26 protein-coding genes and 1 other RNA gene are annotated in these 23,971 nt (G+C 29.3%); 12 read left to right on the top strand and 15 right to left on the bottom strand.

Features of this window, described 5'->3' with window-relative positions; all coding sequences use genetic code 11:
* Nucleotides 1-65: 65 nt before the first annotated feature.
* Entirely contained in the window at nt 66-833 is a 768-nt protein-coding gene (locus BVC87_RS03115; RefSeq protein ID WP_200799158.1) for a CDP-alcohol phosphatidyltransferase family protein, read from the bottom strand.
* A 72-nt stretch (nt 834-905) separates the two neighbouring features.
* Between BVC87_RS03115 and BVC87_RS03110 the strand changes: the two genes are divergently transcribed.
* From BVC87_RS03110 to BVC87_RS03100, 3 genes are all read left to right on the top strand, one after another.
* The gene (locus BVC87_RS03110) at nt 906-1,883 is read left to right on the top strand and encodes a YheT family hydrolase (RefSeq protein ID WP_075340891.1); all 978 of its coding nucleotides are present in this window, start codon (nt 906-908) and stop codon (nt 1,881-1,883) included.
* A 72-nt stretch (nt 1,884-1,955) separates the two neighbouring features.
* A complete protein-coding gene (locus tag BVC87_RS03105; RefSeq protein WP_075340890.1) occupies nt 1,956-3,020 on the top strand; it encodes a putative type IX sorting system protein PorV2 in 1,065 nt (354 codons plus the stop codon).
* Between the two features lie 3 nt (nt 3,021-3,023).
* Nucleotides 3,024-4,199 (top strand): lipoprotein N-acyltransferase Lnb domain-containing protein, encoded by a 1,176-nt coding sequence (locus BVC87_RS03100; RefSeq protein WP_075340889.1) that lies wholly within the window; start codon nt 3,024-3,026, stop codon nt 4,197-4,199.
* Between the two features lie 11 nt (nt 4,200-4,210).
* On the opposite strand, the gene BVC87_RS03095 is transcribed toward BVC87_RS03100, so the two are convergent.
* From BVC87_RS03095 to BVC87_RS03075, 5 genes are all read right to left on the bottom strand, one after another.
* A complete protein-coding gene (locus tag BVC87_RS03095; RefSeq protein WP_075340888.1) occupies nt 4,211-4,681 on the bottom strand; it encodes a hypothetical protein in 471 nt (156 codons plus the stop codon).
* A gap of 18 nt (nt 4,682-4,699) precedes the next feature.
* Nucleotides 4,700-5,116 carry a type II 3-dehydroquinate dehydratase gene (gene aroQ, locus BVC87_RS03090; RefSeq protein ID WP_075340887.1) on the bottom strand — a complete coding sequence of 139 codons (417 nt, stop codon included), beginning with the start codon at nt 5,114-5,116 and terminating at the stop codon, nt 4,700-4,702.
* 2 nt (nt 5,117-5,118) lie between these two features.
* Nucleotides 5,119-5,622 (bottom strand): hypothetical protein, encoded by a 504-nt coding sequence (locus tag BVC87_RS03085; RefSeq protein ID WP_075340886.1) that lies wholly within the window; start codon nt 5,620-5,622, stop codon nt 5,119-5,121.
* A 71-nt stretch (nt 5,623-5,693) separates the two neighbouring features.
* Nucleotides 5,694-6,188: an outer membrane beta-barrel protein gene (locus BVC87_RS03080; protein ID WP_075340885.1), complete on the bottom strand. Its 495-nt coding sequence runs from the start codon at nt 6,186-6,188 to the stop codon at nt 5,694-5,696.
* A gap of 218 nt (nt 6,189-6,406) precedes the next feature.
* Nucleotides 6,407-6,892, bottom strand: coding sequence for an outer membrane beta-barrel protein (locus tag BVC87_RS03075; protein WP_075340884.1), 486 nt, complete (start codon nt 6,890-6,892; stop codon nt 6,407-6,409).
* An 82-nt stretch (nt 6,893-6,974) separates the two neighbouring features.
* Between BVC87_RS03075 and xerA the strand changes: the two genes are divergently transcribed.
* Nucleotides 6,975-7,898 (top strand): site-specific tyrosine recombinase/integron integrase, encoded by a 924-nt coding sequence (gene xerA, locus BVC87_RS03070; RefSeq protein WP_075340883.1) that lies wholly within the window; start codon nt 6,975-6,977, stop codon nt 7,896-7,898.
* A 1-nt stretch (nt 7,899) separates the two neighbouring features.
* Here xerA and ffs read toward each other — a convergent pair.
* Nucleotides 7,900-7,998: signal recognition particle sRNA small type (ffs, locus tag BVC87_RS03065), an RNA gene on the bottom strand.
* Nucleotides 7,999-8,135: 137 nt separating this feature from the next.
* Here ffs and BVC87_RS03060 point away from each other — a divergent pair.
* From BVC87_RS03060 to BVC87_RS03040, 5 genes are read left to right on the top strand one after another with little or no spacing between them, the layout of a single operon-like run.
* Nucleotides 8,136-8,654, top strand: coding sequence for a DUF4199 domain-containing protein (locus BVC87_RS03060; protein WP_075340882.1), 519 nt, complete (start codon nt 8,136-8,138; stop codon nt 8,652-8,654).
* 49 nt (nt 8,655-8,703) lie between these two features.
* Nucleotides 8,704-9,660 carry a glycosyltransferase family 2 protein gene (locus BVC87_RS03055; protein ID WP_075340881.1) on the top strand — a complete coding sequence of 319 codons (957 nt, stop codon included), beginning with the start codon at nt 8,704-8,706 and terminating at the stop codon, nt 9,658-9,660.
* Between the two features lie 25 nt (nt 9,661-9,685).
* A complete protein-coding gene (locus tag BVC87_RS03050; RefSeq protein WP_075340880.1) occupies nt 9,686-11,395 on the top strand; it encodes a phospho-sugar mutase in 1,710 nt (569 codons plus the stop codon).
* Nucleotides 11,395-13,224, top strand: a complete 1,830-nt coding sequence (locus BVC87_RS03045; protein ID WP_075340879.1) for an ABC transporter ATP-binding protein — start codon at nt 11,395-11,397, stop codon at nt 13,222-13,224. The genes BVC87_RS03050 and BVC87_RS03045 overlap by 1 nt, the downstream gene beginning before the upstream one ends.
* Entirely contained in the window at nt 13,221-14,234 is a 1,014-nt protein-coding gene (locus tag BVC87_RS03040) for a glycosyltransferase family 4 protein (protein WP_075340878.1), read from the top strand. Before BVC87_RS03045 ends, BVC87_RS03040 begins: the two co-directional genes overlap by 4 nt.
* Nucleotides 14,235-14,251: 17 nt before the next feature.
* Here the strand turns inward: BVC87_RS03040 and BVC87_RS03035 are convergent, their stop codons facing one another.
* The 3 genes from BVC87_RS03035 to BVC87_RS03025 are packed head-to-tail and all read right to left on the bottom strand — an operon-like array spanning nt 14,252 to nt 17,283.
* Nucleotides 14,252-15,289 (bottom strand): glycosyltransferase, encoded by a 1,038-nt coding sequence (locus BVC87_RS03035; protein ID WP_075340877.1) that lies wholly within the window; start codon nt 15,287-15,289, stop codon nt 14,252-14,254.
* A 2-nt stretch (nt 15,290-15,291) separates the two neighbouring features.
* On the bottom strand, nt 15,292-16,722 hold the full coding sequence (locus tag BVC87_RS03030; protein WP_075340876.1) for a CCA tRNA nucleotidyltransferase: 1,431 nt from the start codon (nt 16,720-16,722) through the stop codon (nt 15,292-15,294).
* A 6-nt stretch (nt 16,723-16,728) separates the two neighbouring features.
* Nucleotides 16,729-17,283, bottom strand: a complete 555-nt coding sequence (locus BVC87_RS03025) for an L-threonylcarbamoyladenylate synthase (protein ID WP_075340875.1) — start codon at nt 17,281-17,283, stop codon at nt 16,729-16,731.
* A 130-nt stretch (nt 17,284-17,413) separates the two neighbouring features.
* Between BVC87_RS03025 and BVC87_RS03020 the strand changes: the two genes are divergently transcribed.
* Entirely contained in the window at nt 17,414-18,181 is a 768-nt protein-coding gene (locus BVC87_RS03020) for a glycosyltransferase family 2 protein (protein WP_075340874.1), read from the top strand.
* Here the strand turns inward: BVC87_RS03020 and BVC87_RS03015 are convergent.
* The 5 genes from BVC87_RS03015 to BVC87_RS02995 form a co-directional block, all read right to left on the bottom strand.
* On the bottom strand, nt 18,166-19,260 hold the full coding sequence (locus BVC87_RS03015) for a glycosyltransferase (RefSeq protein WP_075340873.1): 1,095 nt from the start codon (nt 19,258-19,260) through the stop codon (nt 18,166-18,168). The two genes, BVC87_RS03020 and BVC87_RS03015, sit on opposite strands and share 16 nt — an antisense overlap.
* On the bottom strand, nt 19,250-20,371 hold the full coding sequence (locus tag BVC87_RS03010) for a glycosyltransferase family 4 protein (protein WP_075340872.1): 1,122 nt from the start codon (nt 20,369-20,371) through the stop codon (nt 19,250-19,252). Before BVC87_RS03010 ends, BVC87_RS03015 begins: the two co-directional genes overlap by 11 nt.
* A complete protein-coding gene (locus tag BVC87_RS03005) occupies nt 20,372-21,172 on the bottom strand; it encodes a glycosyltransferase (protein ID WP_075340871.1) in 801 nt (266 codons plus the stop codon). It abuts the gene before it with no gap.
* Nucleotides 21,172-21,918: a glycosyltransferase domain-containing protein gene (locus BVC87_RS03000; RefSeq protein WP_075340870.1), complete on the bottom strand. Its 747-nt coding sequence runs from the start codon at nt 21,916-21,918 to the stop codon at nt 21,172-21,174. The genes BVC87_RS03005 and BVC87_RS03000 overlap by 1 nt, the downstream gene beginning before the upstream one ends.
* 61 nt (nt 21,919-21,979) lie before the next feature.
* Complete coding sequence (locus BVC87_RS02995; RefSeq protein ID WP_075340869.1) at nt 21,980-22,795, bottom strand: 2,3,4,5-tetrahydropyridine-2,6-dicarboxylate N-succinyltransferase; 816 nt, start codon at nt 22,793-22,795, stop codon at nt 21,980-21,982.
* Nucleotides 22,796-22,918: 123 nt separating this feature from the next.
* On the opposite strand from BVC87_RS02995, the gene ruvX reads away from it, so the two are divergent.
* Together ruvX and def are read left to right on the top strand one after the other, a co-directional pair.
* Complete coding sequence (gene ruvX, locus BVC87_RS02990) at nt 22,919-23,329, top strand: Holliday junction resolvase RuvX (RefSeq protein ID WP_075340868.1); 411 nt, start codon at nt 22,919-22,921, stop codon at nt 23,327-23,329.
* 56 nt (nt 23,330-23,385) lie between these two features.
* A complete protein-coding gene (gene def / locus BVC87_RS02985; RefSeq protein ID WP_075340867.1) occupies nt 23,386-23,970 on the top strand; it encodes a peptide deformylase in 585 nt (194 codons plus the stop codon).
* The last annotated feature ends 1 nt before the right edge of the window (nt 23,971 follow it).

The following is a 23,971-nucleotide window of genomic DNA, read 5'->3' as shown; positions in this document are numbered from 1 at the left end:
CTTTGATAATTATTTTAGCATTATTGTTAATACCTTTTAAGTTGAACATAATAAAAAAAGCTCCACTAGGAAGCTTTTTTCATAAATATGTTATTCAGTATTGAAAATAGAATATAAATGATAATTATAATTGGTATAGCCAAGAATTTTAGAAGGATAAGTAAAACTATAGATGCTATTAAAAATAAATATTTTAGTGCATTATCTTTCAATGAATAGTTTTTAAATTTTAATGAAAATAAAGGAAGCTCAGAAACCATCAAAATTGATAATACAATAGTAACAGTAACCAAAAATATTTCATTGTGAATACAATTTAAAACTACTTGATTTTTACTATAACCTGCTATCATAGGCAATGAGACTACAAATAGATTCATCGCTGGTGTTGGTAAACCAATAAAGCTATCCGTTTGTCTTGTGTCTATATTAAATTTTGCTAATCTGTATCCTGCAAAAAGAGTGAGTAATAAGCCAATCAATTCAATAGAAAATAAATTATCAAGACTTAAACCTATATCTAAAGCGGCATCCCAAGAAGAAAAACCAAATTCTCTATAGTATGAACTGTGTACCATAAATTGTAGCATTACAATTCCAGGTACTACACCACTGGTCACTAAATCTGCTAAACTATCTAATTGTTTTCCTAGTTCTCCTTGTACATTTAATAATCTGGCTACAAAACCATCTAAAAAATCAAGTATAATACCAATACCTACAAAAATGGCTGTAGCATAAAAAAGGCCTCTAACAGCCAGAATAATTGCAATTGTACCGCACAATAAGTTTCCTAAAGTGATAATATTTGGGATGTGTTTTTTGATATTCATAATTTTTTCAACATTTTTACGAAAATATGAAATTGATAGATTTTTTAATTATTTTTAATAAATTGTTTTAGAATGCCATTACTTAAAAGCCAACTTGAAACTTCTTTTCCGTTTAAAAACCCTCACATTAACACAATCTATAAATTCTTTAGCTCAAAATATACCCCCTCTTATCATCGGGTAAGAATAGATACTTGGGATCATGATTTTATTGATTTGGACTTCCTTACTTCTGATTCATTCTCTTTGGTAATGTTGATTCATGGTTTAGAAGGAAATTCTCACTCTAGTTATATGCGCTCCACTTCTCAATATTTACAGAAATTAGGATATGATGTTGTTTGTGTAAACTTAAGAGGTTGTAGTGGTGAAGACAATAATATTTTACAGACCTATCATGCAGGTAAAACTGATGATGTAGATTTTATAATTAAATATTTAATTGAAAATTATAATTATAAAAATATCATTTTAGCTGGTTTTAGTTTAGGAGGAAATATGATCCTTAAATATTTAGGAGAATATGAAAATAAAATTCCAGAAGTTATCAAAGGAGGTATTGCTGTTTCCGTTCCAATAGATTTGGTAAGTGCTCAAGAAGAACTAAACAAATTGAAGAATAAAATTTATATGCAAGAATTTCTTAGGACATTAAAAACTAAAGTCATTGCCAAATCTGAAAAGTTTCCTGAATATAATCCTGATAAAAAATTAATAGCAAAAGCATCGAGTTTTAAAGATTTTGAAGAACTCTATACAGCTCCTGTATTTGGCTTTGATAGCCCTGAAGATTATTGGAATAAAGCGAGTAGTAAGCCCTATTTATCTAAAATAAAGCATAAAACATTACTCATAAATGCTAAAGATGATTCCTTTTTATCGATAGCTTGTTATCCATACGAAATTGCTGAAAACTCAGATAATTTTTATCTCGCTACCCCAAAATATGGAGGTCATGTAGGTTTTGTAGCTTCATTTAATGATCAATCGTACTGGATGGAAAAACAATTAGTTGATTTTATTCAAAATAAACTCAATATCTATTCTTAACAAACAATAACTATAAAAAACTAGTGTTATTTACTAAGGAATTAGGATATTTGTTCATATTAAAGTAAAAATTTGAAAACTAAATTCTTTTACCTGTTTCTTTTCTTTACGGTCTTTGTACAAGCTCAGTTTAGAAATTTTTCCAATGAATTTTTAAATATTGGTGTAGATGCTGCTGCTCTTGGAATGAGTAAATCTGTAGTAGCAACTTCTAATGATGTAAATGCTTCATACTGGAACCCTGCTGGTTTGGTAGCTGTTAAAGATTATCAAGGTACTTTAATGCATGCTTCTTATTTTGCTGGTATAGCTACCTATAACTATGGAGGTTTTGCCATGCCTATAGATGATGACAGTGCTGTAGGTTTATCCATTATTAGATTTGGAGTAGATGATATATTAAATACTACAGAACTTATTGATGGGGATGGAAATATTGATTTTAATAGAATTAACTTATTCTCAGCTGCTGATTATGCCTTTACAGTAAGTTATGCCAGAAAGCTTCCTGCTGAAGGGCTTTCAATTGGCGGAAATGCTAAAATTATTCGTAGGATTATTGGTGATTTCGCAACCTCTTGGGGCTTTGGTTTTGACCTAGGTATTCAATACCAAAAAAATGGTTGGAGATTTGGTGCCATGGCAAGAGATATTACTACTACTTTTAATACTTGGGCTATAAACGAAACTGAATTTGAGAAAATAAGAAAAGCTGTTCCAGGCCAAAATCAAGAATTGCCTGAAACAACTGAAATTACTAAACCTAAATTGCAATTAGGTGTCGCTAGAAGCTTTAAATTAGGTAGTAACTTTAACTTACTCTCTGAAATTGATTTAAACATGAGATTTGCTGAAACTAATGATATTATATCCTCTTCTTTTGTAAGTATAGATCCTGCTTTTGGGTTTCAGTTAGATTACAAACAATTTGTTTTTCTACGACTAGGTGCAGGAAATTTTCAAAATACAATAGAATTTAATGGAGATAATTCTCTTTCAGTACAACCAAACTTCGGACTAGGGTTTACATTTAAAGGAATTCAAATAGATTATGCATTAACTAATATAGGAAGTGTTGGAAATGCCTTATTTTCTAATATTTTTTCAATAAAATTTGATTATAGTTTTTACCGATAAATCATGATTAAAAAGTTATCTTTTATAGTTTTCATAACATCTCTATTTTTTGGTTTTTCTCAAAATGTAAAACTATCTAATTTTTCTCAAATTAGTATTATTACTTCAGGCCCAGGAGACAATTTATATGAAAAATTTGGGCACACAGCCATACGAATAAAAGATCCCGTTTTAAACTTAGACTTACTCTATAATTATGGAATCTTTGATTTTAATGATCCTAATTTTTATGTGAATTTTGTAAAAGGATTCATGAAATATAAATTAGCTAGATATCCTTTTCATTATTCTTTAAAGAGCGCAAATCAAGACGAGCGTTGGGTTAAGGAACAAGTTTTAAATTTAACCGTAGATGAAAGAAATGCGTTTTTCATGTTTCTAGAGATTAATGCACAACCTAAAAATGCAAGCTATTTCTACGATCCCTTTTTTGATAACTGTGCTACAAGACCAAAAGATATTATCAAAAAAGAAGTATTAAAAAATAAAATAATTTTCAATGATAGCATATTAAAAACTCCTAAATCGTTAAGAACATTAATGAATGAAAAAATACATCCTAACACTTGGGGGAGTTTTGGAATTAATCTTGCTTTAGGAAGTAGATTGGATAAAATTTCTAGTATTGAAGAATATATGTATTTACCAGAGTATTTATACACCATTTTTTCTTCATCGAAAATAAATAAAGAAGGTAAAGAACTACCATTGATTTCAAAAACCAATGAATTATTAAAATTTGAACCCAAACTACCTAAAAGTGATGTTCTCAGTCCGTTTTTGATATTCTCTTTATTACTCGTATTAACTTGTTTAATAACTTTTTTCGATATTAAGCGAAACAAAAGAACTAAAGCTTTAGATTTTTCAATCTTTTTTATTTCCGGACTATTAGGTGTATTAATTGTATTTTTATGGTTTTTTACAAATCATTCCACAGCTCCAAATAATTTCAATTTTTTATGGGCGTTGGCTCCAAATTTAGTTATTGCTTTCGTTATGCTAAAAAGTAGCTTTAACAATTGGGTAAAATATTACCTGATTGTATTGTTACTATTTCTCATAGTAATACCTGTAATTTCTTTAATTGGAATACAAAAATTCACGTATCCTTTCTATCCAATTTTATTACTAATAAGTATAAGATATCTGTATTTAATTAAATGGTATATTAAATAGGTGCATATAACTTACCATAGTTGAAAAATCCCTGCTACTCCTATATTGGAAATAGATGAACCACCGTTAGAAATATTCGAATAGTAAAGTTTTAATAGTGTTTTGTCATCTACATTATAACCAATAGATGGTCTTAAAAAAAATCCATTTCTATTATTTTCTCTAATTCCAATGGCGTAACCAACATCTAAACCAACCGCAATTTTTTCAAACACATCTAATTTGGGAACTATAAATAATTGAGCAAAATCAGTAGGGCTTCTAAAATAATTAACTAAAGATACTCCTGGTCCAATTTTAAACTCTTCAGATACATTAAATAAATAATTGACTTCTGCAGCTAATAAATAGGATGAATCAGCAAAAGAATCCTCAAGAGTAGTAGCAATATTAAAACCTAAATAAAGATTCCCTTTTCGTTGAGCATTTAAAGTAAATGCAGCAACAATTAACAGCAAAAAACTTAATTGTAATTTTCTCATGAATTTCATTTTATATAGTTAAGTAAGAAAACTTTCTAACGCTAGTTTATAGCTACCTAAACCAAACCCCGAAATTACTCCTTTAGCATTTTTTGCAATATAACTTTTATGTCTAAACTCTTCTCTAGCATGTACATTTGAAATATGAACTTCAACTACAGGTGTTGAAATTGCTTTTACAGCATCTCCAATACCTACTGATGTATGTGTATATGCAGCTGCATTTAATACAATTCCATCAAAGTCAAAACCAACTTCATGTAACTTATTAATAATTTCTCCTTCTATATTAGATTGAAAATACAGCAATTCAATTTGAGAATATTCTTTTTTTAAGGACATATAAAAATCTTCAAAAGAAGCACTTCCGTAAATTTCTGGTTCTCTTTTACCTAAAAGATTTAAATTAGGTCCGTTGATTATAATTAACTTCATTATTAAAAATTATTATATCTATTACTAAATACATCATAAGTAACACCTAGTCCAACATAACTATATGTAGGTGAATTTTTTTTAACAGCGGAATAAAATAAATTGATTTTAAAAGCATCTGTAACTTCATATCCTAACAATGGTTTAAAAAACACGCCTCCATCATCACCTTCTGGGGAAATACCAATTGCATAACCTAGATCTAATCCTACATAAAATTGCTCTTCAAAAGAATTAAAACGAACAGCTCCTCCAATAGGTATATATATATTAGAGTCAACTGTATTTTCTTTACTTACAAAGTACAAAAAGTTTAAAGATGGACCAACACTTATACCATCAAAAATATCAAATAAATAATTACCTTCTACCCCAAAAGCTATTGAAGACACAGCTTCCAAGTTACCTACTGTTACACCTCCATTTACGCCAACATTTAGCTCATTTTCTTGAGAAAAACTATGAAGACAGAGTAATAATGTGATTATAGATATAATTTTTTTCATTTGATTGATTTTATGCGAATATAAAAAAAGGGAGCATATGCTCCCCTTTAAATTAAATATGTTTTTTTGAATTATAATCCAAACATAACTCCTAAACCAATGTTAGAAAGAGATCCTCCATCAGCACTAACACCAGAGTAAGTAGCTTGTAACATAACTTTTTCAGAGATGTTATATCCTACCATTGGTCTGTAATAAAAACCTCCTTCATTACCAGTGTTTAAACCAATTGCATAACCTAAGTCAGCACCTAATGAAAACTCTTCTGAAAGCATGTAACGTGCAGCTGCGGCAATAGGTAAGAAATTAGCATCTGAACTAACTGATACTCCTAATATTTCAACATCTTTACCAAAGTAGTTTACAAAACTTAAAGAAGGTCCTACTAAAAATTCCTCAGAAGCTTCAAATAAATAATTAGCTTCTACACCTAAAACAAAAGACGATAAATCACTAGCATCTCCAATAGGTAATCCTAAGTTAGCTCCAACGTTAAAACCAGCTTTCTGTGCGTTTGCAGTAAATCCTAAAGCAATCACAGCAATAGTTAAAAGTAATTTTTTCATAATTTTTAAATTTTTAATATAAATTAAATGTTTGTTTGACAAAAGTAAACTTATTTCTCAATAAAAAAAGAAAATATTGAACTATTGCTTATACCTAAGTTTATGAAAACACCAGTTTCAAAGCTATTTTTAGTAGGTAAATATCTTATCTTCAAAAGCTATTAAATAAAAAAGGAGCTTACACGCTCCTTTGTTTTATTTAAAAAATTAAATCTCCTTTATAATGCAAACATTACTCCTAAACCGATATTAGAAATAGATCCTCCGTTTGCACTAAATCCAGAATAACTAGCTTGTAGCATCATTTTTTCTGCAATATTATATCCAATCAAAGGTCTGTAATAAAAGCCTCCATTATTTCCTGTATTTAAGCCGATTCCATAGCCTAAATCAGCTCCTAAAGTGAATTCTTCTGAAATACTAAATCTCCCTGCAGCTGCTATAGGTAAGAAATTTGCATTTGGTATTTCGATACCTTCAACACTTTTACTAAAAAAATTAATAAAACTTACAGAAGGTCCTACTTTAAACCCATCTGATATTTCAAATAAGTAGTTAATTTCAGCTCCAAGAACAAAAGAATATACATTACTAGCATCTCCAATTGGTAAACCTAAATTAGCTCCTGCAGAAAAACTACCTTCTTGTCCCTTTACAGTTAATCCTAAAAAAAACACAGCAACGACTAAAAAAATTTTTTTCATAATTATTATTTATATGTTTGTTCAGCAAATGTATTTTTTCCTTAGAAAAAAAATTAAACTTTAATCAAAACAACATCATTTAGTGGACTGGCAACAAAAAATTGAGGATTACTGTATTTTTTTGAAAATTGAAAGAGGACTTTCCGCTAACTCAATAGAGAGCTACACTAGAGATGTAAAAAAATTATACTATTTCATTCTTGAATTTAACATAGCAAAATCCCCTATTACTATAGATAAAGAAGAGATACAACTCTTTATATATGAGATTGCAAAAGTTGTAAACCCAAAAACACAAGCTAGAATTATTTCTGGTTTACGAAGTTTTTTTGATTATCTGATCTTCGAGGATTACAGAGAAGATAATCCATTAGACTTAATAGAATCTCCAAAAACATCTAGAAATCTTCCTGATGTTTTAGATGATAAAGAAATTGAAAAATTAATTTCACATATTGATTTAAGCCACCCACAAGGAGAGAGAAATAGAGCTATTATAGAAACAATATATGGTTGTGGTTTACGCGTAAGTGAATTAATTAATTTACAACTTTCTGATTTGTTTTTTAATGAAGGATATATTCGAGTTTTAGGAAAAGGAAATAAGTACCGATTTGTACCTATACATGCAACTACCATAAGATTCATAAATTATTATATTTTTCATTATAGAAATCATATGACCCCTCAAAATGCAGATGTAGATACGTTATTTCTTAATAGAAGAGGAAAACGATTAACTCGACAAATGATTTTTATAATTTTAAAGGAATTGGCAGCAAAAAGTAAGTTGAATAAAAAGATAGGGCCTCATACATTACGTCACTCATTTGCGACTGAATTGTTAACCAACGGTGCAGACTTAAGAGCAATACAACAATTATTAGGTCATGAAAGTATTACTACAACAGAGATTTATGTGCATTTAGATAAAACGCATTTACAAAAAGTAATTGAAAATTTTCACCCTAGAAATTTAAAAGATACTGCTGAAGAGGAAGAATAAAAAAAGGCAAGCTATCTACATCACACTGCTACGACCTAATACCCTTGCTGCGTTCCCGCCCTGGGGGATTCAAAGGGAGCTAGTTGTGTAGGACTTGCCGGCTGCAAATTTACAACCATTTTTTTAATCATTAGCAAAAAAAATACATCTTTTTTTGTAACATTTTTAAAACATTGAATACTAATCAGATGTTTTAAGTATTTTTATAAGTCATTAACTAATCAAATTTAATTATCAATGGAAAATCAAACGGACAGTAAAGGTATTATTCTTAATTATGGACTAATATTAGGTGTAATAGGTATTTTTATTCATCTTGTTTTTTATGCTACAGGTAACTTACTCGAGTATAGCTGGCTAACAGGTGTTATAGGACTAATTGCTACAGTAATCATTATAGTAATAGGTATAAAAAAATTCAAAACATCTAATAATAGTTTCTTATCATTTGGTCAAGCATTAAAAGTTGGTGTTGGTATAGCTGTAGTTAGCGCAGTCATTTCTGTGATTTACACTTTGATTTTTACTAATATGATTGAACCAGATTTTCAACAACAAGTAATGGAATTACAAAAGCAAGAGTGGTTAGAGTCTGGAATGAGCGATGATCAAATAGAAACTTCCGCTGAGATGGTAGAAAAATTTAATGGCCCAGCTATAACTATTCCTGTAGGTATAGTTATGTCTGCCTTTATAGGGTTTATAATATCAGCAATTGCTGGGGCGGTAATGCAAAAAAAAGAAGATGTGTTTTAAACCAATATTATTGTAACTTTACCATTTTAAAATTGGTATCAAATACATTATGAATATATCGGTAGTAATACCACTGTTAAACGAACAAGAATCTATTACAGAGTTATTTGATTGGATTGCAAAAGTTATGCAATCCAATCAATTTTTATATGAAGTTATCTTTGTTGATGATGGAAGCACAGATGACTCTTGGAAAGTAATTCAAAAGTTATCAATACAACATCAAGAAGTTAAAGCTATACGCTTCCAACGTAACTACGGAAAATCCCAAGCATTAGATGCCGGTTTTGCAAAAGCTCAAGGAGAAGTAGTGATAACTATGGACGCCGATTTACAAGACAATCCTGACGAAATTCCAGAACTTTATAATATGATAACCCAAGAAGGTTATGATTTAGTTTCTGGATGGAAGAAAAAACGTTACGATAATGTTGTAACCAAAAATATACCTTCTAAGTTATTTAATTGGGCCGCAAGAAAAACTTCAGGTCTTCATCTTCATGATTTCAATTGTGGTTTAAAAGCATATAAAAATGAAGTAATTAAAACCATAAAAGTTAGCGGCGAAATGCATAGATATATTCCAATATTAGCCTTAAATGAAGGCTTTTCTAGTATCGGTGAAAAAGTTGTGAAACATCAAGCAAGAAAATACGGAGTAACTAAATTTGGAATTGATAGGTTTATTAATGGGCTTTTAGATTTAATTACTATCTCTTTTTTATCTAAATTTGGAAAAAGACCCATGCATTTCTTTGGGTTATTAGGAACGCTAATGTTTTTATTCGGTTTTTTCTCTGCATTTTACATAGGTGCTAGTAAATTATACCGAGTTTACCATAAAATTCAAACAATTTTGGTGACACAAAACCCTTGGTTTTATATAGCACTCACCTCAATGATATTAGGTACATTACTTTTCTTAGCAGGATTTTTAGGTGAATTAATTATCAAGAATAATCCGCAACAAAAACATTATAAAGTAAAAGAAGAAATTAATCTATAAAACCTACTAAAATATAATCTAAACTATGGAAGATATTCTTAACAAAGCAAAACTTTGGTTATCAGAAACTTTTGATATTGAAACAAGAAATGAAATCTCTGGGCTTATACAAAATAACTCTTCAGACTTAACTGATAGGTTTTACAAAGATACTGAATTTGGTACTGGAGGTATGCGTGGTGTAATGGGTGCAGGTACAAACAGAATCAATAAATACACACTTGGAAAAGCTACTCAAGGTTTAAGTAACTATTTGAATAAAGTATATGCAAACGAAAGTATTAAAGTAGTTATAGCTTATGATTGTAGACACAATAGTCAAAAATTTGCCAAGCTAGTTGCAGAAATACTTTCAGCTAATAATATACATGCTTATGTTTTTGAAGACTTACGCCCAACACCTGAATTATCTTTTGCAGTGAATCATTTAAATTGTCATGCTGGTATTGTATTAACAGCTTCTCACAATCCACCTGAGTACAATGGTTATAAAGTATACTGGACAGATAGCGGACAAATAGTACCCCCACAAGATGCTGAAATTATATCAGGTGTGAATTCTTTAAACTTTGAGGACATTAATTTCAACGCTAATGAAGAGTTAATTTCTTACATCGGTAGCGAAGTAGATGAAGCTTTTTGGAATGCATCAATTAAAAATGGAACTTTTGATATTAAAGGAAGAGAAGAATTAAAAATAGTTTTCACGTCACTTCATGGTACTTCAATTAAGTCAATTCCTGAAGTATTAAAAAGAGCTGGATATACACAAGTTCATGTAGTAGAAGAACAAGCAGAACCTAATGGTGATTTCCCAACAGTAAAATCACCAAATCCTGAAGAGCCTGAAGCACTACAAATGGCTATAGATATTGCTAATAAAACAAATGCTGATATTGTTATTGGTACTGATCCTGATTGTGATCGATTGGGTATTGCTGTTAGAGATTCTGAAGGAAAAATGAAACTTTTAAACGGAAATCAAACCATGAGTGTCATGACAGATTTCTTAATACAACAATGGAAAAATAAAGGTCTTTTAAATGGAAAAGAATTTATCGGATCTACTATTGTATCTACAAATTTAGTAAATGAAATAGCTAGCAGTTACGGAGTTGAAACAAAAGTTGTATTAACTGGTTTCAAATGGATTGCTAAAATGATCAAAGACCACCCTGAATTAGATTTTATTGGAGGTGGAGAAGAAAGTTTTGGTTTTATGGTTGGAGATTTTGTTCGTGATAAAGATGCTGTTACTTCTACCCTACTTGCTTGTGAAATTGCGGCAAATGCAAAAGCTAAGGGAAGTTCATTTTATAATGAGCTATTACATATTTATATAAAACACGGATTTTATAAGGAGAACTTAGTTTCTCTAGTTAAAAAAGGAATGGAAGGAGCTGAAGAAATCAAGCAAATGCTAATTGATTTAAGAAATAATCCTTTACATGAAATTGATGGAGAAAAAGTAGCTTTTGTAAGCGACTACAAAACTTCTATCAGAAAAAATCTAATTTCTGGAGAAGAATCTACAATTGATCTTCCTACTTCAAATGTTTTAATTTATGAAACTGAAAAAGGAACCAGAGTAGCTTGTCGTCCTAGTGGTACTGAGCCTAAAATCAAATTTTATATTGGTGTAAAAGATACTGTCACTTCAATAGAAGATATAACTAATGTAGAACAGTCATTGGATAATAAAATCCAACGAATTATAAAACAATTAGGAGTTTAATGGAATACTTCAAAAAAATAATTAAGTATGCATACCCTTATAAAAAGTATGCCTTTTTAAATGTGTTTTTCAATATTTTATATGCTGTCTTTTCAGCATTATCTTTCATTGTATTAATGCCTTTATTAAAAGTATTATTTGAAGAAAATAAAACAAAACAAATTAGCAAACCAGTATACGAAGGATTTGACTCTATTAATGCATATGTTAATCAAAGTTTAAGCTACTATACAGATCAGCTTTTAAAGGAAGATATATCAACAGCATTACTTCTAGTAGTTGGACTAATAATTGTTACATTTATCTTTAAAAATATATTTAGTTATTTAGCTTTTTATAATATTACTTTCTTAAAAAATGGGGTCTTAAAAGATCTACGTAATGATCTCTATGCAAAAACTGTTTCGTTACCTATCTCCTATTTTTCTGAAAAAAGGAAAGGAGATGTCATGGCTAGAATTGGAAATGATGTTTTAGAAGTTCATTATTCTTTTTTATCCATTCTAGAACTGATTTTTAGAGACCCTATTATGATCATTATTTCTGTAATAATGATGTTATTATTTAGTGTAAAACTCACTATTTTCATTTTTATATTTATTCCTGTAGCAGGCTTTATAATTAATGTTATAGGTAAAAACTTAAAAAAGACTTCTGATAAAGTTCAAGGAGAACAGGGCATTTTTCTATCTATTTTAGATGAAACATTAAGTGGATTAAGAGTAATTAAAGGATTTACTGCTGAAAAGATTTTCAACTCTAAATTTCAAACATCTACAAATCGATTTGAAAAATTATTAAATAAATTAATGATTAGAACGCAATTAGCAGGACCTGTAAGTGAAATTCTTGGTGTAACTGTTTTTTGTGTTTTAATATGGTATGGTGGAAAAATTGTATTAATTGATAAAACTATAGGTGGAGATGGTTTACTTACTTTTTTAGGTTTTGCATATAATATTATTACCCCTGCAAAGTCTATTTCTAAAGCTAGTTATACCATTAAAAAAGGAAATGCGGCAGCTGAAAGAATCCTACAAATTTTAGAAACAGAAGATGAATTGGAAGACGTACCAAATGCGATGGATAAACTTTCTTTTGACCATCAAATAGAGTTTAAAAATATTTGGTTTAAGTATCAAGAGGATTATGTTTTAGAAGATTTTTCACTCGTAATTCCTAAAGGAAAATCAGTAGCTTTAGTTGGTCAATCTGGTAGTGGTAAATCTACATTAGCTAATCTTATCACACGATTTTACGATGTCACTAAAGGAGAAATTCTTATTGATGGAGTAAACATTAAAGAGTTTACAAAAAAGTCATTATTACAACTCATGGGAATTGTTACTCAAGATTCGATTTTGTTTAATGATACAGTAAAAGAAAATATTAAAATCGGAGATCCTAATGCTAGTGATGAACAAATATTAGAAGCATCTACTATTGCAAATGCTTATGAGTTTATAAAAGATCTCCCTCAGAATTTTGACACTAATATTGGTGATAGTGGTAATAAGCTTTCTGGAGGTCAAAAGCAACGTTTGTCTATAGCTAGAGCTGTCTTAAAAAATCCTCCAATTATGATTTTAGATGAGGCAACATCTGCCTTAGACACTGAATCAGAAAAACTAGTTCAATCTGCCTTAGAGAATATGATGCAAAATAGAACATCAATGGTTATTGCTCATCGATTATCTACAATTCAAAATGCAGATAACATTGTAGTATTAAATAAAGGTAAAATAGTAGAACAAGGAAAGCACGAAGAATTACTAAGCAAAAAAGGAGATTACTATAAATTAGTTTCAATGCAAAATATGGATACATGAAAGAATACTTGATATTCAATATTGTATACAAATGGAAATATTTGTTGGCTATACTGAAGTCAAAGTTTCTAAAAAAAGCTAGTCATAATGGCATTGAAAATTTGATTTATGTAGCCAGAGAAGCTGATAAAAAATGGATTTTTGGAGCAAAGGTAAGAAGACTTTCAAAGTATTCTTCTTTAAAAGCTTCTCCTTATTTTCATGCTAAACTTAGAAACTTACCAGATGCTGATGGATATTTCTTTATTTATCCTCATTATTTCTGTAGAGCAATGCGTCACAATCCTAAAATACTAAATAAAAGGAATATTGTGATGTTTACTCATGCACATTACACTACGTCATATTCTAAAACTCATATTGTATGGTGTTTAAATTTAGCTGACAAAGTCATCTGTTTAAATTCTGAAGTTAAAAAAGATTTAATTGCAATTGGGGTTAAACATGAAAAATTAGAGGTGATTCATATTGCTTCCGATCCTAACTTTTTTTATGCTCATACTAGAAATTCTGGAGATGTAGGTTTTTGTTCAAACTTTGGACCTAGAAAAAACCCTGAACTTACGTATCAAATTATCAAAAACATGCCTGAAAAGCATTTTCATATGATTGGAAAAAACTGGGAAAACTTTGAAAAGTTTGAAGAATTATCTAAGCTATCAAATTTTACCTATCATAATAATCGGGAATATGATGAATATCCATCTCTTTACTCAAAAATAGACACGTTTATTTCTCCTTCTATCTTAGAAGGTGGTCCTGTTCCTGTTTTAGAAGCCATGCTATCAAATTGTGTACCTATTACGTCTAAAACAGGTTTTTGTCCAGATATTATTCAACATGGCAAAAATGGTTTCCTATTTGAAACAAATGCTAATCATCATGAAGTTATAGCACTTATACAACATGCAGATGAGTTAGATACTGATATAAGAGCTACAGCAATAGAATATTCATGGGAAAGTTGTTCTAAAAAAATTGATCAACTTTTCTTAGAAGTTTCTCAGTAAAAGATTAGAAAAGGTTTTTACTTAATAATAAGTTGGTATAATTCTAAATACTTTTCAACAAAATTTTGATCTTCTAAATAACTATTAAAAGCTTCTGAAAGTTCTTTCGAGTTATATTGATTAAGAGTTTTACTCCTTTGCTCCCATTTCTCCAAATCAAAATTATCGATAACAAAATCAGGAAATTTCGATTTTACAAAACTTGTAACTTCACCTGTTTCAAAAGTTAAAAAAGGAATTCCTTGTGCTAAAAATTCTAATAGTACTAATGGACCTGATTCTGATTTAGAAGTACAAACAGCAAAATTATACTTATACAGCTCACTCTGTACGTTATTATGATTATAAATAAATCTTACTTTATTTGTATCATATTCTTTCTTTATATCTTTTTCTAAATTTTTAAAATATTCACTTGATCTATTTTCTTGACAGTAAATTGTTAATGGTAAGTTCAATCTTTTAGCCAATTGAACAGCGAAAATGTGGTTTTTTACCGCTTTTAAACTTGCAACTAAAACAATCCCTTCTTTTTCTTCAGGTATAACTACATCTTCTTTATGAAGATATTTATGAACAAAATTATGCATTAAAAAAACTTTGTTTTTGTTCATTTTCATTTTAGTAGTAGCCCAATTTGTTAAAAGGTTAGAAACTCCTATATATAGATTTGGTTTAAAAATAGTATAGAACTTTTTAATACTAGTATCTACTTCTATTTTCCCAAAATGATCATGTAAAATCAATGGTTTTTTACCTCCAAAAAAAAGAAAAGCTTTTCTTACAAATCTATAATTCGCTCTCATATGAATATGAATTATATCATCGTTTTGTACGAATTTCTTGAATTGTTTATAAGCTCTGAATTTTCCAGCCTTTTTATCTAGTCGAATCACTTCAACACCATCATCAATTAAATCAAAAAGAGAACCTGCATTATTTAACACAATTAGTTTAACCTTGTTACCATTTCTATGAAGAAGATTTACAAGATTCACACATACCCTTTCTGCTCCTCCTAAACCTAGTTGGTCAATTACATGAACAATTTTCATCTTTAACTTTTAATATTTGCTTTTAATCCTAAAGATGTAGCTTTTTCAAGCATAAAATTATAAGAAGCTTCATATTCATTGGGAATAATTCCTTCAAGTATAGCTTCTTTAATTGCTTCTTTGATTTGACCTATTTCTCTACAAGGTTTTAAATTAAAAGTTTCCATAATCTCTTCTCCAGTAATTGGAGGTTGAAAATTTCGAACCCTATCACGCTCTTCTACTTCTTTGATTTTTTGACGAACTAATTCAAAGTTCTTATGATAACGTTTGAATTTTTTAGGGTTTTTAGTAGTAATATCTGCCTCACACAGGGTCATTAAACTATCAATATCATCTCCAGTATCAAAAATTAATCTACGAACAGCAGAATCTGTTACTCCTGAAGCTAAAACAATAGGACGTGAACTTAATAATACCATTTTTTGGACAAACTTCATTTTGTTATTCAATGGCATTTTTAAACGTTTAAAAAGCTTAAAAACCATTTTTGAGCCCACAAATTCATGCGAATGAAAAGTCCATCCTACTTTTTTATCAAACTTTTTAGTTGGTGCTTTACCAATATCGTGTAATAAAGCAGCCCAACGCAACCAAACATCATCTGTATGCTTAGCAATATTATCTACTACTTCTAAAGTATGATAGAAATTATCTTTATGCGACTGACCTTCTACTTCCTCTACTCCTTTTAAAGCAATTAATTCAGGTAATATTTTTTTTAGTAACCCTGTTTTTTCGAGTAACAAGAATCCTAAAGAGGGTTTAGGTGAAGCTATAATTTTATGCAATTCATCTACTATTCTTTCCTTAGTTATAATTGCTATTCTTTCAACATTTTCAGTAATTGCATCTAACGAATTTTGTTCTATTGAAAAATTAAGTTGGGTAGCAAAACGGATGGCTCTCATCATTCTTAACGGATCATCAGAATATGTAATACCTGGATCTAATGGTGTTTTTATAATTTTATTTTCTAAATCAGCGACACCATTAAAAGGATCTAGTAATTTACCATAAGAAGCTTTATTTAAACTTAAAGCCAAAGCATTGATCGTAAAATCTCTTCTATTTTGATCATCTTGTAAGCTTCCTTCAGACACTTCAGGATTTCTACTATTTTCTGTGTAAGACTCTCTCCTAGCTCCAACAAACTCAACTTCAATATCATGATAACGTAGCATAGCCGTGCCGTAAGTTTTAAATACTTGAACTTTTGGAGTATTTGGTAATAAACTTGCTACTTTTTGTGCTAGTTCAATTCCACTACCCACTGTTACAATATCTATATCTTTTACAGACCCTCTTTGTAAAATATAATCACGAACAAACCCACCAATAACATAACTTTCCAATTCAAGTTCTTCAGTTGCTTGAGTTATATAATTGAATATCTTATTTGAAATGGCTTCTTTATAATACTTCTCTTGCATGTAATGCTATTCTCTAATTACTTTAACTTCTTTTCCTTCTATTTTAACTATTGTTGATGATTTTTCAGCAACTTTTTCTTGGTGCAAATTTACTATATAATCTACGCTATCCAAAACAGCTTTTTCTATCTGAAAAAAAGATTTTGGTGTTGGGTTACCACTTACATTGGCAGAAGTAGATACAATAGGTTTACCAAAACGTTTAATCAACTTTCTACAAAAATCGTCTTGAACAATACGAATTGCAAGCGTATTGTCGTCTTTATTTATAATATTAGACGCTATTCCTTTAGGATTATTGTAAATAATAGTTGTTGGTTTTGTTGTTTTTTTAATTAATTCTAAAGCTTTAGGAGGTACTGAAACATATTTTTTTAACATATGTAAAGAACTTACTAAAACAATCAAGCTTTTACTTTCTTCTCTATGCTTAATCTTATAAATTTCTTTAACCGCTAAAGAATTACTAGCATCACAACCTAATCCCCATACGGTATCTGTAGGGTATAAGATTGTTTTACCTTCTTTTAATTTATCTGTAGTTTCTTCTAATAAAGTCATTTAAAATAAAATTTAAATAGCACTTATTGTTAAATGTTTCCTTTTTATAAATTATAATTAACTATCCGGAAATTATAATACTTTAAAATCGCTAATTTACGTTATGTTTGTGATTGCAAAACTATAATAAATGCTTAAACATAAAATTAGCGCTGCACTTATTACTTTTAATGAAGAGGATAACATTGCTAGAACATTGAAAAAATTAGACTGGTGTGATGAAATTGTTATAGTAGATTCTATTAGTGACGATAAAACTGTAGAGATTTGCAAAACTTTTGGAGCTAAAGTATATTCAAAAAAGTTTAATGGATATGGTGAACAAAAAAATTATTTAGTTTCTCAATGTACTCATGATTGGATTTTGTCTATTGATGCTGATGAAGTATTAACTGATGAACTTATTCATGAAATTAAAATTGAATTTTCTAAACCAGAGCTACCTTTTAAAGCCTATTTTTTAAATAGAAAACATGTGTATTTAGGAAAAGTTTTCAAGTATGGATATTTAAAAAACACTCCTATTTTGAGACTTTTTAATAGAAATTTTGCTCAATTTTCAAATAAAAAAGTACATGAAACTGTTGAATATGACGGAAAGAAAGGACGATTTAAAAATTTCTTTTATCACTACACTGCCAACTCAATAGCACAAATTAACCTGAAAAAAAACAGATATGCTTCTTTGGTTTCTGATGAATATTTAAAAGAGAATAAACGTATTAATGCCGTGTTACTTTCTTTAAAATATCCTTTAGCTTTTTTCAAAGAATATATTATTAGAAGGAATATATTTAATGGTTATGAAGGTTTAATTTGGAGTAAGTATATTGCTGAATACAGTGTATTAAAATATTTGAAATTAATACGAAAAAGAAAAAATCAGCGTAATAAATAATTCATCACTTTAGCTTGAATTAACTCACTTCTAAATTCATTTTCTATCTTTTCTCTCCCTTTACCTCCCATTTCTGTAAGTTTTTCTAAATTTTTAGTGAAAAATTCTATTTGATCACAAAATTGTTTTACATCTCCAAAAGGGATTAAGAATCCGTTTTCACTGTCATTTATAAGTTGAGAATTACTACTAATATCAAAAGCAATGGTTGGTTTATTACATAGCATAGCTTCTGCAAGAACATAACCAAAACCTTCCCACCGAGACGGTAATAGAAAAATATCTATACTATTCATAAAACTTTTTGGGTTATTAATAAAGCCTAAAAGTTTAATCTTATGTTTTAAACCATTTTTTTCAATACTACTTTGTAATTTTTCTTTGAGTTTACCATCTCCACCAATCAACAACGTAAAATTGAGTTGTCTTTTCGTTAATTCTTTAGAAACGCCTATCAAAAACTCTTGATTTTTTTGGTACACCATTCTTCCAAGATTTCCTAAAATAATCTCTTTATCTTGTCGCTCATATAAACTCTCATACTTTAGATTATCAAATTTTTGGATATCTATAGCATTAGGAATGACTGTAATTTTAGTTTTTGGAAACAGACTTTCATTCTTTTCATTAATCGTTTTCTTTGTAGCTTCAGAATTTGCTAATACTTCAGTAAGAATATTTTTAAAAAAATAACGATTGATGAAAGAGTTTTTTATTGGAATAGCACTTCCTCTTCGGTAAATAACCCTATCCAATTTTGCCTTTTTAGCAGCTAAACCTCCCAACTTCATATCTTCAGAAGAATTCATCACTACGGTTGAAACATTATATTTTATATAAATCTCAGCAACATGTTTAACTTTAGAAAAGTTTATATAACTAAAATTAGAAACTTTAATTTTTTCTTGTGGAATACCAATCTTTTCTAACTTTTTACTTAGTTCACTATTAGGAGACACAATAACTAAAACATCACATCCTTTAGAATACAAATAAGTAGACATTTCATAATGCCATTTTTCACCACCACCCCATGTTTTAGTAGAATTAAAAAAGCAAATTGTTTTTTTAATGTTCATGTAAGATTGATTTATAAACTCGCATAATCTGATCTGCTATTTCTTGATCGTTAAACTTTTGTACAAATTTATATCCTTTTTCAACTTTTTCTCTTGTTAAATCTGGATTATTAAGCAATGTAGTAATTTCTCTGCTTAATTCTTCACTATCATGTATTGGTGCATAGATAGAATCTGGTCCTCCTGCTTCAGGAAAAACTCCACCTTTAGTTGTTATAACTGGCGTTTTAGAATATAATGCTTCTATTATTGGGATTCCAAAACCTTCGTAAATACTAGGATAAACAAAAATCTCTGCTAATTGATATAGTATCGATAATTCTTTTAGTGTCAATTTTTCTAAAAAAAACACCTTATTTTCTAGTTTATGTTTTCCTATATAATGTTGAATCTCTTTATAATACTCTGTTTTTCTTCCTACAGCAACAAGATTAACATCTATATCTTTAATCGATTTAACTATAGTTAATAGATTTTTTCTCTTTTCTATAGTTCCAACGTTTAAAATAAATTTTTGAGGAAGGTTATATTTTTCTTTTAAATTTTCTTTTTCTGATATAGTAGCTACTTCTTTAAAAACGTTGTTACACCCTTGGTATACAACCTCAATTTTTGATGCATCTATATTAAAAATTTCAATAATATCATTTTTAGTTTGCTCACTTATAGCAATAACTTTATCCGCTTTCTGAGCAGCATATTTAAACTTATTGAAATGAATTTTACGATCAAAAAATGAATATAAATGAGGGTAATGAACAAAAATTAAATCATGGATCGTGACTACTGTTTTTATTTTTGACTTTTCTACACCTCTTGGAATCTCTCCTGATAATCCATGATATAAATGTATATCGTCATTTTTAAGTTGATTGACAATCGGTCCTTGTCGCCAAAATGAAGAGAACTTTTTCCAAAACCATGAATTAGGTAATTTTTCAATTAAGTTATCTGTAAGTTGTAATCTATCTAACTTTTTTGTCTTCGGATTATATAAATTATATTGATTATCTGGATAGTATGTTGCTAAGATTCGAATTAAATCTCTACTATAATTCCCTAAACCTGTGCCATTGTGAAAAGCTCTTTTAGCATCAAAACCTAACTTCATTTACGATCGTTTTTCTAATCCATTTAAACACTTATATAGATCTTTATCCATTTTTTCTTTTAACAAGGCTCTATTCATATCAACACCTTCTGTAGAATAACCACGTTCATGGTGTAGATGATATACAATTGCCTTATTTTTCATGGATTTACTGCCAATACCCATCCGTTTCAATCGCCATTCTATATCAGTATCTTCACCCACAGCAGCACGAACATAATCTTCATCAAAGCCATTAATTTCAATCAGATGTTTCTTTTGAATACCCCAATTACACCCAAGAAGTCCTTTATCTTTCATTGTCATTACTAAACTTTTATTTTTCAGATAAATACCTTCTTTCTTTTTATCTGAATCTGATAATAAAATCGACAATGTTTGTAAAGGCTTTAATGTTTTTTGAGTCGTAATTTTTGTAGTTATTTTTTCTCCTAACATTACACGTCTCCCTTTCAACATTACTCCTTCTTGAATATGGGTAACGTAAGCTTTCACGAAATGCTTGTGTGGAATACAATCTCCATCAATAAACACCAATGTTTCAGAAGTAGAAGCTCGTATTGATTTATTTAGCATCATTGTTTTTCTAAAACCATCATCTTTTTCTTGATTGACATGTAAAATTGAAAAATTATACTGCTCTCTGTTAGTGTTTAAAAAATCTATTGTTTCTTGGTTGTTATCATCTTCAGAAATTATGGCTTCAAATTCTTTTGAACTCTGATTCTGTAAAGCTTCTAAAATTAACTTTAGATTCTCTAAAGCTTTATAATAAGATATGATTACTGATAATTTTACCATTAGGGATGTTTCTTTATTCCAAAAAATCGTTTAACCTTGTATTTCAATAATTTAAATGAATAATTTTGTTGTGCGGCAGATAAGAAATAAAAATAAGGATTTCCTCTTCTTAGATCTCCAGCAATAATTTTTGATGTAAAGTTATTTTTCCAAGCCACATAATTAAAACTTAATTGATCTCTTTTACTTCTGGTTGATACCATTTCCCACCAATCTTCCATAACTTTGATAACCTCAGAATCATTATGTTTTCTAATGAGAAGCCCTCCTTTTATTAATCCATTATTCTCAGGATACCCTTCTGATTTAAAACTATCTATTTGTTTTTTCATTATATCAGGATCATCCTTAAATACCCCTCTACTTTTTCCTAACTCTAAAATTGCATTATACTCTTTATAAATACAATTTCTGGCGTCATCAGATTGTGAATGATCAAAAGTAGCCATTTTGAAATCATCCAAAGAATCTAGTAATTTATGGATATTACCTATTATTAAAAAGTTACTGTCAATATAAATACTAATATCGTAATCTTTAAAATATTCATGTGGTAATAATTTGGGATGTCTATTTTTTAAAACTTCATTGTTACTATCAAACTTCAATTTCATTGGTTTCCAAGGTGAAACTATCTTAGTTTCATCATCAGTAAAACAAAAAAAGTCAACCCCGTCAATCTTCTTTTGAGGGATAAATCCATAATTTTCACCGAAGGCTCCAGTATATATGACAATCTTATTCATAAAAAAGACCAAATATAAAATTATATTCGGTCTTATACTGAAGTATGAATTGATTTAAAATTTATACAGCAACATTGTACTCTCTTAATGCATCATTAAGAGATGTTTTTTTATTGGTACTTTCTTTACGCTTTCCTATGATTAAAGCACATGGCACTTGATATTCTCCTGCTGGAAATTTTTTAGTGTAACTTCCAGGAATTACAACAGAACGAGGTGGTACTTCTCCTTTCATCTCAATTGGTTCATCACCAGTCACATCAATAATTTTAGTACTCATAGTTAATACGACATTGGCTCCCAAAACTGCTTCTTTTCCTACTCTAACTCCTTCTACTACAATACTACGTGAACCTAAAAAAGCACCGTCTTCTATAATTACTGGAGCAGCTTGTAAAGGTTCTAAAACACCACCTATACCTACTCCACCAGATAAATGTACATTTTTACCAATTTGCGCGCATGATCCTACAGTTGCCCAAGTATCAACCATTGTACCTTCATCTACATATGCTCCGATATTTACATAACTAGGCATTAATATGGTACCTGGAGAAATATAAGCTCCATGACGAGCTACTGCATTTGGTACTACACGGATTCCTCTTGCTTCATAATTTCTTTTTAATGGGATTTTATCATGATATTCAAAAATACCCGCTTCTAAAGTTTCCATTTTTTGAATTGGGAAATACAACACTACAGCTTTTTTCACCCATTCATTTACTTGCCATCCATCAGCAGTAGGTTCAGCTACGCGAAGTTCCCCTGCGTCTAATAAATCAACAACTTTTCTTATAGCCGATGTAGTTTCTTCTTGTTTCAACAATTCTCTGTTATCCCATGCGTTTTCTATAATAGAACGAATTTCTGTCATTTGGTAAAATATTTTTTACAAATATAGCCTTACGACAAAACAATTAATAGTAAAACTCATTTTTTAAACAGAAAATAATTCCTTGTTTAAAATGATTATTTTTGCGCAAAAATAAATAGTAATTTGGCAAGAGTACTCGCAATAGATTATGGTATAAAAAGAACAGGAATTGCAGTTACAGATGAACTACAAATCATTGCTTCTGGTTTAACAACTGTGGATACAGGTGAACTATTAACATTTTTAAAGAATTATATTTCTAAAGAAAATGTAGAACTTTTTGTTATAGGTAAACCTAAACAGATGAATAACACGGATAGTGAAAGTGAAAGCTTAATACAACCGTTTATAAATCAGCTAATAAAAGAGATTCCTTCAGTTCCTATACAAAGAATTGATGAGCGTTTCACTTCTAAAATGGCTTTCCAAACTATGATAGATAGTGGATTAAAAAAGAAACAACGTAGAAATAAAGCACTAGTAGATGAAATTAGCGCTACTATAATTCTACAATCATATTTGTATAATAAATAATTTACAATGAAAAACCTTCTTTGTACTTTTGCGTGCGTTAAAAACAATATAATAGTATGATTTTACCAATAGTTGCTTACGGTGATCCAGTATTAAGAAAAGTAGGAAAGGATATTGACAAAGATTATCCTAATCTTTCTGAGCTGATCGCTAATATGAAAGAAACTATGTATAATGCATCTGGTGTTGGTTTAGCTGCTCCTCAAATAGGAAAAGCTATTCGTTTATTCATCATAGATGCATCTCCTTTTGCTGAAGATGATGATTTAAGTGAAAAAGAAAGAAAGGTGTTAGAAAATTTCAATAAAGTATTTATCAATCCAAAAATCCTTGATGAAGAAGGAGAAGAATGGGTTTTTAATGAGGGATGTTTAAGCATTCCTGATGTTAGAGAAGATGTATGGAGACAACCAAAAGTTACTGTCGAGTACTTTGATGAGGAGTTTAATAAGCATACTGAAACTTTTGATGGTTTAGCTGCTAGAGTTTTTCAACATGAATATGATCATATTGAAGGAGTTCTTTTTACAGACAAACTGTCATCATTAAAGAAAAGATTAATTAAGAAAAAACTAGAAAATATTTCAAAAGGAAAAATAAATTCAGGATATAGAATGCGTTTTCCTAATTTAAAAAGATAAT

It is taken from the genome of Tenacibaculum agarivorans (genome assembly GCF_001936575.1).
Taxonomy (GTDB): Bacteria; Bacteroidota; Bacteroidia; order Flavobacteriales; family Flavobacteriaceae; genus Polaribacter; species Polaribacter agarivorans.
The sequence above is the reverse complement of the archived record's forward strand: the minus strand, read 5'-3'. Positions and strand labels throughout refer to the sequence as shown.